11 protein-coding genes and 1 pseudogene are annotated in these 13656 nt (G+C 74.2%); 5 read left to right on the forward strand and 7 right to left on the reverse strand.

The features are described from left to right. Nucleotides 1–3043: AfsR/SARP family transcriptional regulator (locus tag Dsi01nite_RS38140; protein WP_203851254.1), on the reverse strand; the 3043-nt coding region annotated here is incomplete at its 3' end. A 93-nt stretch (nucleotides 3044–3136) separates the two neighbouring features. On the opposite strand from Dsi01nite_RS38140, the gene Dsi01nite_RS38145 reads away from it, so the two are divergent. The 3 genes from Dsi01nite_RS38145 (at nucleotide 3137) to Dsi01nite_RS38155 (ending at nucleotide 6211) form a co-directional block, all read left to right on the forward strand. After that, nucleotides 3137–4192 carry a class I SAM-dependent methyltransferase gene (locus Dsi01nite_RS38145; protein WP_203851255.1) on the forward strand — a complete coding sequence of 352 codons (1056 nt, stop codon included), beginning with the start codon at nucleotides 3137–3139 and terminating at the stop codon, nucleotides 4190–4192. A 187-nt stretch (nucleotides 4193–4379) separates the two neighbouring features. Then, on the forward strand, nucleotides 4380–5681 hold the full coding sequence (locus Dsi01nite_RS38150) for a ferredoxin reductase family protein (protein ID WP_203851256.1): 1302 nt from the start codon (nucleotides 4380–4382) through the stop codon (nucleotides 5679–5681). Then, on the forward strand, nucleotides 5681–6211 hold the full coding sequence (locus Dsi01nite_RS38155; protein ID WP_203851257.1) for an FMN-binding protein: 531 nt from the start codon (nucleotides 5681–5683) through the stop codon (nucleotides 6209–6211). Before Dsi01nite_RS38150 ends, Dsi01nite_RS38155 begins: the two co-directional genes overlap by 1 nt. A 13-nt stretch (nucleotides 6212–6224) precedes the next feature. On the opposite strand, the gene Dsi01nite_RS38160 is transcribed toward Dsi01nite_RS38155, so the two are convergent. Both Dsi01nite_RS38160 and Dsi01nite_RS38165 read right to left on the reverse strand, forming a co-directional pair. Beyond that, entirely contained in the window at nucleotides 6225–6704 is a 480-nt protein-coding gene (locus Dsi01nite_RS38160; protein ID WP_203851258.1) for a GNAT family N-acetyltransferase, read from the reverse strand. 95 nt (nucleotides 6705–6799) lie between these two features. Further along, on the reverse strand, nucleotides 6800–7462 hold the full coding sequence (locus Dsi01nite_RS38165; protein WP_239136469.1) for an SDR family NAD(P)-dependent oxidoreductase: 663 nt from the start codon (nucleotides 7460–7462) through the stop codon (nucleotides 6800–6802). A gap of 354 nt (nucleotides 7463–7816) precedes the next feature. Between Dsi01nite_RS38165 and Dsi01nite_RS38170 the strand changes: the two genes are divergently transcribed. Both Dsi01nite_RS38170 and Dsi01nite_RS38175 read left to right on the forward strand, forming a co-directional pair. Beyond that, complete coding sequence (locus Dsi01nite_RS38170) at nucleotides 7817–8095, forward strand: hypothetical protein (protein WP_505661197.1); 279 nt, start codon at nucleotides 7817–7819, stop codon at nucleotides 8093–8095. Further along, nucleotides 8092–9619, forward strand: a pseudogene (locus tag Dsi01nite_RS38175) (alkaline phosphatase D family protein). Before Dsi01nite_RS38170 ends, Dsi01nite_RS38175 begins: the two are co-directional and overlap by 4 nt. Before the next feature lie 37 nt (nucleotides 9620–9656). Here Dsi01nite_RS38175 and Dsi01nite_RS38180 read toward each other — a convergent pair. From Dsi01nite_RS38180 to Dsi01nite_RS38195, 4 genes are all read right to left on the reverse strand, one after another. After that, nucleotides 9657–10160 (reverse strand): flavin reductase family protein, encoded by a 504-nt coding sequence (locus Dsi01nite_RS38180; protein WP_203851259.1) that lies wholly within the window; start codon nucleotides 10158–10160, stop codon nucleotides 9657–9659. Between the two features lie 75 nt (nucleotides 10161–10235). After that, complete coding sequence (alc, locus tag Dsi01nite_RS38185) at nucleotides 10236–11192, reverse strand: allantoicase (RefSeq protein ID WP_203851260.1); 957 nt, start codon at nucleotides 11190–11192, stop codon at nucleotides 10236–10238. Then, nucleotides 11189–12496: an allantoinase AllB gene (gene allB / locus Dsi01nite_RS38190; protein WP_203851261.1), complete on the reverse strand. Its 1308-nt coding sequence runs from the start codon at nucleotides 12494–12496 to the stop codon at nucleotides 11189–11191. The genes alc and allB overlap by 4 nt, the downstream gene beginning before the upstream one ends. After that, nucleotides 12493–13656 (reverse strand): DUF6986 family protein, encoded by a 1164-nt coding sequence (locus Dsi01nite_RS38195; RefSeq protein ID WP_203851262.1) that lies wholly within the window; start codon nucleotides 13654–13656, stop codon nucleotides 12493–12495. The genes allB and Dsi01nite_RS38195 overlap by 4 nt, the downstream gene beginning before the upstream one ends.

A 13656-nucleotide genomic window follows, 5' to 3' on the forward strand; every position in this document is an offset into this window, starting at 1 on the left:
CCGCGGCGGCCTCGTCGGCGCTGCGGGTGCTGCCCCGCCGCCAGGCCTCCTCGGCCGTGGTGACCGGCAGGCGGACCCGGACGGCGCCGAGCGCCTGGGCGAGCCGTTCCGCTTCGGCGCCGTACACCCCGGACGGCGCGTCCAACGCGGCGGCCAGCTCGATCGCGGCCACGTCCCGGCCGGTCCGGGCGAACAGCACCACCAGGTTCCGCAGCGCGATGATGAGCAGCGGCCGGCCGCCGGTGGTCCGCCAGTGCCGGATCGCGCCGGCGAACAGGGCAAGGGCGGGCCCGGGCGGGCCGTGCCGGCCCCGCAACGCGACCATGGCGGTGCGGGTGACCCCGGCGACGAACCGGTTGCCGACCGAGTCCGCGAGCCGCAGCGCCTGGTCGAGGGCGCCGATCGCGGCGGTGGGGTCACCGTCGCCGTGCGCCTCCGCCAGGGCGAACATGGCGAACGCCAGGGCCGACGGGTTGCCGGTGGCGCGGGCCTCGACCAGCCCGGCCTCGGCGGCGGGCAGGGCGGCGGGGTCCTGCCGGTACGCCAGGGGCAGCGCGAGGTTGGCCATCGCGACGGCCCGCGCCGGGGTTCCGACCGGGAGCACCGCGATCGCCTGCCGGTAGTGCGCCTCGGCCCCGTCGAGATCCCCTTGGATGAGCGCGATGTCGCCGAGCTGGTCCGCGGCGCCGGCGTGACCCGCGTCGACGGCTCCCTGAGCGATCCGGGCCGCGGTGCCGAAGTCACCGTCGAGCCAGGCGCCGTACGCCGCGCCGACCAGCACCGCCGCCTGACTGCCCGCATCCGGAAGGATGAGCGTCGACCAGGTGAGCAGGTCGGCGCGCAGGCGCCAGAACCCGAATTCCGCGGCCGCCCCGGCGATCCGGACCGCCACCGGCGGCGCGTGCGCGCGGGACCACTGCCACGCCTGCCGCGCGTCGTCGAGGGCACCCTCGATGACCGGCACCCACGCCGCCTCGTCCGGTCCCGAAAGTCCCGCTGACGCCTCCTCCAGGACCCCGGCGAAGTACGTCGCGTGCCGCAGCCGCAGCTCCCGGTCGCCGGCCTCGTCGAGCAGCTCGGCGGCGTACACCCGCAGGCTCACCAGCATCCGGTACCGGCCGACGCCCACGGTCCCCGGCCTCGTCAGCAGCGACCGCTCGGCGAGCAGCGCGACCACGTGCGCGACCTCGGCGGCCGTGAGCTCGCCGTATCCGATGACGGCCTCGGCCGCGTCGAGGTCGATCCCGGCCGCGAACACGTGCAGCCTCGCGAAGGCGATCCGCTCCCGCTCCCCCAGCAGCCGCCACGACCAGTCCACGACGGCCCGCAGCGTCTGGTGCCGGGCGGGCCGGCCGCGGGGACCGGCGTCGAGCAGCACGAGCCGGGCGTCGAGCCGGCGCGCGAGGTCGTCGACGGTGAGCGCGCCGACCCTGGCCGCGGCCAGCTCGATGGCCAGCGGCAGCCGATCGAGGGCCGAGCACAGCGCCGCGACCCGGTCCGACCCACCGTCCGGGCCGGTCACCGTCCCCGTCGCGGCCGCCCGCGCGGTGAACAACCGGACCGCGGCGTCGGCGGACAGCGGGTCGACGACGTAGCAGCGCTCCCCGGCCAGCCCGATGCGTTCCCGGCTGGTGGCCAGGACCCGCAACCCCGGGCAGTCCTCGACGAGCATCCCACCGAGCAGCTCGTGCACCGCGTCGAGGAGATGCTCACAGTTGTCGATGACGAGCAGCCCGTCGGCGCCACGCGCCCACGCCGTGAGGGATTCGACGACCCGGCCCTCGACGACGAGCCCGACGGCGGCCGCGACCGCCGGCGCCACGGCGGCCTGGTCGCCGAGCGCCGCCAGGTCGACCCACCACGCCGCCGCACCGCTCCCGCGCGGGTCACCTCCGCCTGCCGGGCCGCCAACGCGCTGGTCACCACCGCGCTGGTAGCCACTGCGAAGCTCGCCATCGTGAAGGTCGCCACTGCGGAGGTCGCCACCGTGAAGGTCGCCACCGTGAAGGTCGCCACCGTGAAGGTCGCCGCCACGGAGGTCGTCGCCACGGAGGTCGTCGCTCGGCGGTCTCGCGCAGGCGAGGGCGAGGCTGGTCTTGCCGACCCCGCCCGGTCCGATCAGCGTGACGATGCGTCCGGCCGTGAGCAGCGCGGTGACCTCGGCAAGCTCCCGGTCCCGCCCGATGAGCTCCGGTGCCCGCGGCGGGGCCGTCCCTGTCCGGCCCACCATCGGCCCGTCCGGTGCCGCCGCCGGCTCGGACCGCGGCGAAACCTCGTGCCCCATCCGCTTCCCGGGTCTTGTCGTTCGTTCGGGTCCTTCCGTCGCGGTCGGGTCGCGCAGGAGCTCCGCCTGCAGGGCGAGCAATGCGCGCGACGGGTCGAGGCCGGCCTCGTCGCGCAGCCACACCCGGTGGGCACGGACGGCGTCGAGGGCGTCCGCGGTCCGGCCGGCGGCGGCGAGTGCCGTCACGAGGGCCCGCACCGCCCGGTCCCGGCCGGGGTCGGCGGCGACGAGGGCCGACGCCGCGGCGACCGCCTCCGCGGTCCGGCCCAGTCCGGCGAGGACCTCCACCCGGGTCTCCTCGACGTCGCGGCGCAGCTCGGCGAGGCGGGCGGACTCGGCGCGGGCGAGGTCGGGGAACTCCGCGTACGCCGGCCCGCGCCACAGGTCGAGCGCCGCGTCGAGCCGCAGCAGCGCGTCGAGCGCCGTCTCGCCCGGGCGCGGCGCGGCGAGCGCCGTGAAGCGTTCCGCGTCGACGGCTGGAGCGTCCAGGACGTAGCCGGGCGGGGCGGTCCGCACGCACCCCGCCGCGGCACCGAGCGAACGGCGGAGTCTGGCCACGTAGGTCTGCGCGGCGTTGCGGGCGTCCGCACCGGCGGCGCCGGGCACGATGAGCGCCGCGAGCCGGTCGACGCCGAGGACACCTGGGCGGGCCAGCACCAGCGCGGTGAGCACGGCACGCTGCCGGCCGCCCGGGATGTGCAGCGGGCGGCCGTCGAGGCTGACCTCCAGGGGGCCGAGGACCCCGATGCGCAGGTTCACGATCACCTTCCGCGGACGCTTCCACCATCCTCGTACAGTTCACGTACTGCGGTTGTACCCGGTTCGACAGCGCACTGGGTCAACCTTGAGGGCATGACTGAGACCGCAAACCTGACCGAGCGGCTGCTGGGGCAGCTGCTCGCCGGCACCGAACTGTTCAGCGTGCACCTAGGCATCCAACTTGGGTTGTACCAGGTGCTGCACGAGCATCCCGACGCCACCGACGCGGTCCTCGCCGAGCGGGCCGGAATCGACCGGCGGTACGCCCGCGAGTGGCTGGAACAGCAGGCCGCGGCCGGATACGTGCTGTGCACGTCGCTTGCGGACCGGACCTTCCGGCTGCCCGACGGCGCCGCCGACGTGCTGCTCGACCCGGCGCACCCGGCATCCGGGGTGGGCATGGTGACCGTGTTCGCCGGGGTGGCGCAGGCCGTGCCGGCGCTGGCCGAGGCGTACCGGACCGGCGGCGGGGTGCCGTACGCCGCGTACGGGTCGTTCACCCGGGACGGCATCGCGGCGATGAACCTGCCGGGCTTCCGGCACTGCCTCGCCCAGGAGTGGCTGCCCGCGCTGCCCGACGTGGTGGAGCGGCTCACGAAGGCGCCCGCGCGGGTGATGGACCTGGGGTGCGGGGCCGGGGCGTCGACCCTCGCGATCGCCGCGGCGTTCCCTCGGGCCGCGGTCACCGGCGTCGACCTGGACGAGGAGTCGATCGCCGACGCCCGTCGGGCCGCGGCGGCGGCCGGGCTCGCGGACCGGGTCACGTTCCTGCGGCAGGACGCGGCGGCCACGGAGGGCGACTACGCGCTCGTCACCATCTTCGAGGCGCTGCACGACATGGGCGACCCCGTCGGGGTGCTGCGCACCGTGCGGGGGCTGCTCGCGCCCGGTGGTGTGCTGTTCGTCGCGGACGAGAAGGTCGCCGACGAGTTCACCGCACCGGCCGATGAGATCGAGCGCCTGCAGTACGCCTTCAGCGTGCTGCACTGCCTGCCGGCGACGATGGCCGAGCATCCGGTGGAGGCGGCCGGGACCGCGCTGCGGGCGCCGACCGTGGCCCGGTGGGCGGCACAGGCCGGATTCGCCAGCACGGTGCTGCCGATCGAACACGACTTCTGGCGCTTCTACCGGCTGTCCGTTCTGGACTGAGTCCAGTGTGGACGGCCGTTGGATTAGGGTTGCTTGAAAAGCGCCTAAAGTTGTCGTCATCTGACACGTGCTGTTGGTATGACCGTCCCCGGTGGACATTCAAGGGGCAGTCTCAGACGTTGCGCACATCCCGCACGAGTTTCGCCGGCCGTACCGGCGCCGGAGGTCCGTCGACGCATGGCGGGCGTTGACGATCGCCGCGTTCTGGCTGGGGTTGGCCGCGACCCTGCTGCCCTGGTGGTGGAACACGCCCGCCGGGTTCCTGCGCGACCCGGCGACGTCACTGACCGCCGTCGGGCGGATCACCGGCCTCGTCGCCGGCTACGTCCTGCTGGTGCAGGTGCTGCTGATGTCCCGGGTCGCCTGGCTGGACCGCTGGCTGGGGGCCCGGGACCTGCTGCACTGGCACCGGGACCTCGGCGTGTTCGTCGTCGCCGCGGTGGTCGCGCACGCCGCGTTCATCGTCCTCGGATACGCGAAGCTCGAACGTGTCGGCCCCGCGCGCGAGGTCGCCAGGCTGCTCACGATCGACAAGTACACCGGGATGCTCGGCGCGTTCGTGGCCACCGGGATCCTCGTCGCGCTCGCGGTCCTGGCGCTGCCGTGGCTGCGCCGGCGAATGTCCTACGAGGTCTGGCACCTGCTGCACCTGACGTCCTACCTGGTGCTGGTGCTGTCGGTGGGGCATCAGTTCGCGGTCGGGCAGGAGATGTCGGTGCCCGGGTTCTCCCGCGGGTTCTCGCTGCTGCTGTGGTGCGCGGTCGTCGCCGCGGTCGCCTGGGGGCGGGTCGTCGCGCCGGTGCGGATGAACCTGCGGCACCGGTTCCGGGTCCGGGCCGTCGTCGCCGAGGGACCCGGCATGGTCTCGATCTACATCGGTGGCGAGCGGCTGCCGGAGCTGCGGGTGCGGGCCGGCCAGTTCTGCCGCTGGCGGTTCCTGGACCAGCACAACTGGTGGCAGGCGCACCCGTTCTCGATGTCGGCGGCCCCGAACGACGAGTGGCTGCGGCTGACCGTGAAGGTGGTCGGCGATCACACCGCCGGCCTGCGCCGGTTGCGCCCCGGCACGCGGGTCTTCGTGGAGGGCCCGAGCGGCGACTTCACCGCGGACCGCCGCCGGCAGGCCAGGGCGCTGCTGATCGCGGGCGGCAGCGGGATCGGCCCGATCCGGGCACTGCTGGAGGAGCTCCCGCCGCGGACGGTCGTGCTGTACCGCGCCCGCAACGCCGACGAGCTGGTGTTCCGTTCGGAGCTGGAGCTGCTCGCCGAGGCCCGCGACGCACAGGTCTGGTATGTCACCGGCGGCCGGGACGACCCTGGCCCGCGACGCGCGTTCAGCCCGAGGGGACTCGTGGAGCTGGTGCCGGACCTGACCCGCCGGGACGTGTACCTGTGTGGCTCCGCCGGGCTCGTCGACGCGTCGGTGGTGGCGTTGCGCCGGGCCGGGGTGCCGCCGCGGCAGATCCACCTCGACCCGTTCGAGTTCTGATGCGCCGCATCGGGTTCGCCGTCCTCGGCACCGGGGTGCTCACCGCGGTCCTGGTCGCGGTGAAGGCCCAGTTGCCACCGGCCACCGGGCCGGCTCCGGCCGCCGCCGTGGCCGGCCCGACGACCAGCCGGCCGGCCGGGCCGTCCACGGCCCGCGCTCCGGGCTCGGCCCGCGCTCCGGGCTCGGCGGCCGCGTCCCGGCCTCCGGGCGTCGGTGTCGTGGATCCCAGCCGCATGATGGACGGCTCGCACCTCGGCGCGGTCGTCACCAATCCGTACGGTCCCGTCCAGGTCCGCGTCGACGTGCGGGGCGGGCGGCTCGTCGACGTGGTCGCGGTGCAGCTGCCGACGGCCGCGGCGCGCGGGATCGAGATCGGCATGCGGGCCGCGCCGGTGCTGCGGGAGCAGGCCCTGCAGCGGCAGAGCGCCGACCTGGACACGGTGTCGGGTGCCACGTACACGAGCGAGGGCTACCGGCGGTCGCTGCAGTCGGCCCTGGACGCCGCCCGGACCGGCCGGCCGGGCACGTGACGCCCCGCTGGTTTCAGAGGGCGAGGACCATCGACGCGTGATCCACGTCGCGGAACCCGAGCCGGCGGTAGAGCTCGTAGCCGTGGTCGGTGGCGTGCAGCTGCACCCGCGCGACCCCGTGGTGCCGGAACCAGTCCAGCACCGCGGTCACGCACGCCTGCGAGTAGCCGCGCCGCCGGTGCGCGTCGTCGGTCGACACGTTGTACAGGTAGCCGATCCGGCCGGCCGGGTTCGACGGCGAGCCCAGGCGCACCTCGATCGCGCCGACCGCGCACGCCGCGAGGCGTCCCGGCTCGCCGGGCCGGTCGACGACGAACGCCGCCGTGCGGGCGTCCGGCTCCGGCAGCCGCTCCCGCAGCGACCGCGCGGCCTCCCGCGACCACTCCCCCGGCTCGACCGCGGCGCCGTCCATCGACTCGAACATCACCATCCGCAGCCGGACCAGTTCGTCGGCGTCCGCCGCGGTGGCCCTGCGGGCCTGTCCCTCGATCACGGCGCGAAACGTATCAAGCGGCCGGGTGCCCCGTCGCCCGCAATTCGAACAGCTCCGCGTAGCACCGTGGACGGCCGTCGAACACGAGGCGGAGGTCACCGTCTGAGCGTGCTCCTGGTCACCAGCCGCAGCACGCGGACCGCGACCGACATCCGCCGCGGGTAGGACACCACCGGCCGGCGGCTGCGAACCGCGTGCATGAGCACGTCCACCGCGCGGTCGACGTCGACCATCATGGGCTTCGCGGTGCCCTTGGCCATCTTCGTGTCGACGAAGCCGAACCGGACCGCGGTGACCGCGACACCGCGCGGGCGCAGCGCCGCCGACAGCCCGAGGAGGTAGGAGGTGAGACCCGCCTTCGACGCGGCGTACCCGGGCGCGTCGGCGGAGATGACGACGTCGGCGAGGCTCGACAGCCCGATGACGTGCCCGCCACCGGCCGCGAGCATGCCCGGCACGACGGCCTCGACGGTCCGGGCCGCACCGATCAGGTTCACCTCGATGGCCCTGGTCTGCGCCGCCAGGTCGGCCGGGTCGAACAGCTCACCGACGCCGGCCGCGTAGACGCACAGGTCGACCGGCCCGACCGCGGCGAGGACCTCGGGATACTCCTCGGCGGTGACGTCCACGACGTGCTGGACGAGGTCCTCCCTCGGGCTGCGGGAGACACCGACGACGCTCCAGCCCTCGACGACCAGCCGGCGGGTGAGGGCCAGGCCGATGCCGTCGCTGTTGCCGACCACCAGGGCGCGTCGCACCCGACGAGCGTACCGGCCGCACGCAGCTCCCGAGAAGGCGAGCAACACCGCGACGGGCGGCACGCACGGTACCGTTCGCGGCGTGACGAGCGACCGGCTGCTCTGGGAGCAGCACACCTGCCTGCCACTGTCCACGGAGGCCCGGCTCGGTGAGCTGCGCCGCTACCGGCGGGCCGGCGGGACGTTCGCGTCGGTCAACGTGGGCTACGCCCCGTCGGGATCTTCCTCGGCCCGAACGACGCCTCCGTCGACGCGCTGGTCCGGCACATCGACTACGCCGTCGACCTGGTCGGACCCGAGCACGTCGGGGTCGCCAGCGACTTCCCGTTCAACCACGAAGACTTCAACCTGGAGATGACGAACAACCCGGAGCTGTTCCCGGAGAGCTACACCCGCTGGGGCCCGATCGAGTTCATGCCGCCGGAGGGGCTGCTGCGGGTCGAGGCGGCGCTGGAGGCCGAGGGCTACCCGCCGGACGCCGTCACCGCGATCCTGGGCGGCAACTTCCGCCGCGTCGCCGCGCAGGTCTGGGGCGCGCCGCCGGCGGGGTCCACCGCGCACCGCCGGTTTCGTCGGGTGGCACGGACGCGTTCACCTGGACGTCGACTCGGTTCGATAGATCTCGGTGCATGACGAATTCCGTAAGCCGGCGCCTGGTCCTCGGCGCGACCGCCGCGGCCGCCACCGGCGTCGCCGCTCCTGGCATCCTGACCGCGAAACCCGCCGCGGCCTTCGTCCCGTCGGGCCGTCCGGTGCTCACCCACGGCGTGCAGAGCGGCGAGGTCACCGGCGGCTCGGCCTACGTGTGGACCCGCGCCGACCGGGCCGGCCGCATGTTCGTCGAGCTCAGCGACCGTCCCGACTTCAAGCATGCCCGCACGCTGCGCGGCCCGGTCCTCGACGCGTCCGGCGACTTCACCGGCAAGCTCAAGGTTCCCGGCTCACGGTCCGGCGGGCGCACGTACTACCGGGTGCGGGTCGAGGCGGAGCACGCCGGTGCACCGCTCACCGGTTCGTTCGGCTTCCCGGAGCGCCACCGCCGGGATCCGGTTCGTCTGGACCGGCGACATCAACGGGCAGGGCTGGGGCATCAACCCCGACTTCGGCGGGATGCGGATCTTCCGAGCGATGCAAGCCGTCAAGCCGGACTTCTACCTGTGCAGCGGCGACACCGTCTACTCCGACGGCCCGCTCGCCGAGACCGTCACCCTGCCGGACGGGCGGGTCTGGCGCAACGTGGTCACGCCGGCCAAGTCCAAGGTCGCGGAGACGCTCGAGGAGTACCGGGGCCAGTTCGCGTACAACCTGCTCGACGCCAACTACAAGGCGTTCCTGGCCGAGGTGCCGCAGCTGAACCAGTGGGACGACCACGAGGTCCTCAACAACTGGTATCCGGGTGAGATCCTGGACGACGCCCGGTACACCGAGCGCCGCGTCGACGTGCTCGCCGCCCGCGCCAGGCAGGCGTTCTTCGAGTGGGCGCCGCTCGCACCCGGCCCGGTGTACCGCAGGTACGCCTACGGCCCGCTGCTGGACGTGTTCAAGCTCGACATGCGCACGTACAAGGATCCCAACGACGCCAACACGTACGCCGATCCCCGCCGCGGCCTGCTCGGCGCCGAGCAGCGGGCCTGGCTGATCCGGTCGCTGCGCGAGTCGCGGGCAACCTGGAAGGTCATCGCCGCGGATCTGCCGCTCGGCCTGGTCGTGCCCGACGGAGCAGCCGCGCAGGAGGGCGTGGCGCAGGGCGACGGCGGCGCCCCGCTCGGCCGCGAGCTCGAGTTCGCCGAAGTGCTGCGGTCGGCGCACCGGGCGGGTGTACGGGGCATCGTGTTCCTCACCGCGGACGTGCACTACACGGCCGCGCACCACTACGACCCGGCGCGCGCCGCAGTGCAGGACTTCACGCCGTTCTGGGAGTTCGTCTCCGGGCCGGCGAACGCGGGCGCGTTCGGCCCCAACGCCCTCGACGGCACCTTCGGGCCCCAGGCGGCGTTCGTGCACGCGCCGCCGGTCGCCAACACCTCACCGATGGGCGGCTTCCAGCACTTCGGCGAGGTCGAGATCGACCCGTGGAGCCGCGACCTCACGGTGCGGCTGCGCGACCTCGACGGCGCGGTCCTGTGGACGACCACCCTGGACGCCGGCCACCACTGACCGCGCAACCCGGCAGATCGCGACCCACAGGAGGGAATCAGCGGTCCAGGGCCAGGTACGCGCCGTCGTGGTACACCAGCGGCGTCGCCGTGCTGTCGGCGTGATGGGTGGCGTGCACCGGTGAGGCGACCACGATGACGTGGTCGCCGGCCTCGACGTGGTTGACGACCTCGCAGATGAGCACGGCGAGGACGTCGTCGAGGAGGGGCACGCCATCCGGACCGGGGGTCCAGGTACCGCCGGCCGCGGCATGCGCGGCGAACCGGTCCGTGCCGCGGGCGGCGAAGGTGCGGGCCACCGGCTCCTGGCCGGCGGTGAGGACGTGCACGGCGACCAGGCCGGCACCGCGGACCGTCGGCCACGCGGAGGCGGCCTTGGCGACGCAGAAGGACACCAGCGGCGGGTCCAGTGAGACGGACGTGAAGGACGTGGCGGTGAACCCCGTCGGCGGCTCGCCCGGCGCGGTGACCACCACCACAGCGGCGGCGTGACGCCTCAGGACGCGCCGGAACAGGCCGGAGTCGATCGCGGTAGCCGTCACCCCGTCCTCCCGTCCCGGGCCCGGCGCCCTGGTAAGGAGAACCTTACCCGCGGGTACCGGATGCAACCACCGGCGTCAGACTGCCTCGCCGAACAGGCGGAGCCGGGCCATGCCGCCGTCGGGGTAGACGTCGAGGCGGACGTGGCTGGCCGGGGTGGTGCTGTCCAGGCGGAAGCGGTGCCGGGTGTCGGGTTGCAGGTCGACGCGGGGCAACAGGTCGAACCAGGCCGATTCCGAGGACGGGTCGAGGGTGCCCCGCAGCCGGGCCGCGCCTGGGGCGTTGCCCTTGAAGTGGGTGGTGTCGAGCTCGGCGAGGCGGATCGTGCCGGGCGCGGCGAGCCGGACGAGGACCCAGTCGTTGCCGTCGTCGCGGCGGCGGGCGGTCTCCCAGCCGTCCCCCATGACGCGGGCCTGACCGGGGAGGATGAGGTTGTTGGCGGAGCCGTAGAAGCGGTTGCTGCAGTCCACGACGAGGCCGCCGAGCTCGAGCGCGGCCAGGTCGACGGTCATGCCGTGCAGCAGCGCCGGGTCGGGTTCCACGACGCCGTGGACGCGCAGCCGGGCGACGCCGCCGTCGGGGAAGATGTTGAGCCGCACGTGGGTGACCCGCCGGTGGTCGGTCACCTCGAAGAGGTTGCGCGTGTCGCCCTTGACGGCCGACCGCTCCACCAGCGGGAACCAGCCGGTCAACGCCGTGGGCGCGGGGTGGCCCGCGACCTCGCAGCCGTCGACCGAGACGTGCGGCGGGTAGTTGCCGGTGAAGTGGGCGGTGTCGACGACGACGCCGTGGACGGCGCCGGGGGCGCCGAGGCGCACGACGGCCCAGTCGTGCAGGTCGTCGCCGAGGGTACGGCGGCGGCGGGTCTCCCAGCCGTCGTAGACCTTGCCCTTGGGCCCGAACGTCCACGTCTCGAACGTCGACGGCTCCGGGTTGACGAGGTTGTCGCGGGCGGCGAAGAACTCGTCGTTGGCGTCGACGACCCCGCCGCCGAGCGGTCTGGAGGCCAGGTCCGGCAGCTCCGTGAATGTCATCGGTCATCCTCCCGCCGCAGGAACGTCCCGTGTGGAGTGTCCCCGACCCGTGCCCCCCGCAGCCAGGTGGTGTGCACCACGCCGCGCAGCGTGGTGCCGGCGTAGGGCGTCACCGGATGCTTGTGGTGCAGGGCGGCCCCGTCGACGACGAAGGACTCGTCGGGGGCGAACGCGACGAGGTCGGCGTCGGCGCCCGGTTCGATGCGGCCCTTGCGGCGCAGGCCGACGAGGTCGGCGGGGCCCAGCGCCATCCACCGCACCACGTCGGCGAGGGTGAATCCGCGGTCCTGCGCCGCCGTCCACACGGCGCTGAGCCCGAGCTGCAGGGAGGCGATGCCGCCCCACGCGGCGGCGAAGTCGCCGCTGTCGCGTCGTTTGAGGTGTGGGGTGCTGGGTGAGTGGTCCGACACGATGACCGAGATCGTCCCGTCGGCGAGCCCCGCCCACAGCCCGTCCTGGTTGGCGGGATCGCGGATCGGCGGGCAGCACTTGAACTCGGTGGCGCCGTCGGGGACGGCGAGACCGTCGAGGGTGAGGTAGTGCGGGCAGGTCTCGGCGCTGACCCGCACCCCGCCGGCGGCGGCCGCACGCAGCAACGGCAGCGCGTCGGCGGCCGACAGGTGCAGGATGTGGACCCTGGCGTTCGCGGCCTCGGCGACCGCGAGGGCGGTGCCGACGGCGGTGACCTCGGCCGCCGGTGGGCGGGACGCGAGGAAGTCGGCGTAGGCGCGGGACGCCGCCGCGTCGCGCAGCTGCGCTGGGTCCTCGGCGTGGACGATGAACAGCGCGTCGACGGCGGCGAACGCGGCCGCGAGCCCGGCCCGGTCCAGCGGGGGGAACTCGGGGACGCCGGAGTCGACGAGGAAGCTCTTGAAGCCGAACACCCCGGCGTCGTGCAGCGCGGGCAGGTCCCCGGCGTTGCCGGGGATCGCGCCGCCCCAGAAACCGACGTCGACGAAGCACTGGCCGGTCGCGGCGGCCTGCTTCTCGCGCAGCGCCGCGACGCTCGTGGTGGGCGGCAGCGAGTTGAGTGGCATGTCGACGATGGTGGTGACGCCGCCGGCGGCCGCGGCCCGGGTGGCGGTGGCGAAGCCCTCCCACTCGGTGCGGCCCGGCTCGTTGACGTGCACGTGGGTGTCGACGAGCCCCGGCAGCAGCACGAGGTCGCCGAGGTCTCGCAGCTCGCCGTCACACGGCGCGTCCACCGCGCCGACGGCGGCGATCCGTCCGTCGTGGACGGTGACGGTCGCCGGGCGTGGACCGTCCGGGAGATACACCTGCCGCGAGCGCAGCGTGAACGTCACAGAGCCTCCAGATCCTCGATCGGTCGCCCCACGGACGACGCCGACAACGCTCCGCAGTGGACACCGCGAAGCAGGAAACGGGCGATGGCACGGGCGGTGGCGGGCTCGTCGAGGATGCCGCTGTCCCGGCGGGACAGGTAGGCGTCGAGGCGGCGGCGGGCCTCTACGAGCCCGTCGAGGTAGAAGGAGAAGGTCGCCGCGTAGCGGGTCGGCAGCTGCCCGGGGTGCAGGTCCCAGCCCTGGTAGATGCCGCGTTCGAGGCCCCGGCGGACGAGCCTGGCGTGCAGCCGCCAGGCGGCGTGCACGGTGGCGGTGTCACCGACCGGGAGGATGTTGGTGGAGCCGTCGGCGATGTGCACGCCGGTGCCGGCGACCGCGACCTGCATGACCGACTTGGCGTGGTCGGCGACCGGGTGGTCGAGGGCCTGGTGCGCGGGGGCGACGCCGAGGGCGGTGCTGTAGTCGTACGTGCCGTAGTGCAGCCCGCTGAGCCGGCCGTGCGCGGCCAGGATCATCTGCGGCAGCGGCGAGCGGCCGTCGGCGCCGAGGACCGCCTGCGGGGTCTCGACCTGCAGCTCGAAGCGCAGCCGCCCCTCCTCCAGGCCGTGCGCGTGCTCCAGCTGCCGGCACAGCAGGACCGCGGTGTCGACGTGCGCGACCGACGTCGGTTTCGGGATGGTGACGACGAAACCGGGCGGCGGCGGGCCGAGCGCCGTCAGGACCAGGTCGAGGGTACGGGCGCCGCGCAGCACCGTCGCCGGTTCGAGGCTCTTGATCCGCAGCCCGCTGAACGGCGTCGCCGACGAGCGCAGGGCGGCGCCGGCGGCCAGGGCGTGCGCGTCCTCGACGTCGTCGGGGCGGAAGCCGTACCCGTCCTCGAAGTCGACCCGCAGGTCCTCGACCGGCTCGACGGCGAGCTTGGCCCGTACCATGTCCACTGTGGACTCGGCGAAGTCCGGCAGGCCGTGCGCATCGATGGCCTGCCGGGCCTGGGCGCCCCAGTCGGTGACGGTGGACGGCCCGAACCGGTCCGCGGGCACGTAGCAGGTGTGCACCGGGCGCCGCGACAGGGATTCGGGCACCTGGCCGGGCAGGGCGAGGCGGTCCAGGTGCTCGGCGTGGGCCAGGAGCTCCTCGAGGTCGAGGTCGGTGAGTCCCAT

The organism is Dactylosporangium siamense (assembly GCF_016862795.1).
GTDB lineage: Bacteria > Actinomycetota > Actinomycetes > Mycobacteriales > Micromonosporaceae > Dactylosporangium > Dactylosporangium siamense.

Coding starts and splice junctions, on each gene's coding strand:
- Dsi01nite_RS38145 (WP_203851255.1), top strand. CDS start 3,137: ATGACTGAGACCGCAAACCTGACCGAGCGGCTGCTGGGGCAGCTGCTC.
- Dsi01nite_RS38155 (WP_203851257.1), top strand. CDS start 5,681: ATGCGCCGCATCGGGTTCGCCGTCCTCGGCACCGGGGTGCTCACCGCG.
- Dsi01nite_RS38170 (WP_505661197.1), top strand. CDS start 7,817: ATGACGAACAACCCGGAGCTGTTCCCGGAGAGCTACACCCGCTGGGGC.
- alc (WP_203851260.1), bottom strand. CDS start 11,192: ATGACATTCACGGAGCTGCCGGACCTGGCCTCCAGACCGCTCGGCGGC.
- Dsi01nite_RS38195 (WP_203851262.1), bottom strand. CDS start 13,656: ATGGGACTCACCGACCTCGACCTCGAGGAGCTCCTGGCCCACGCCGAG.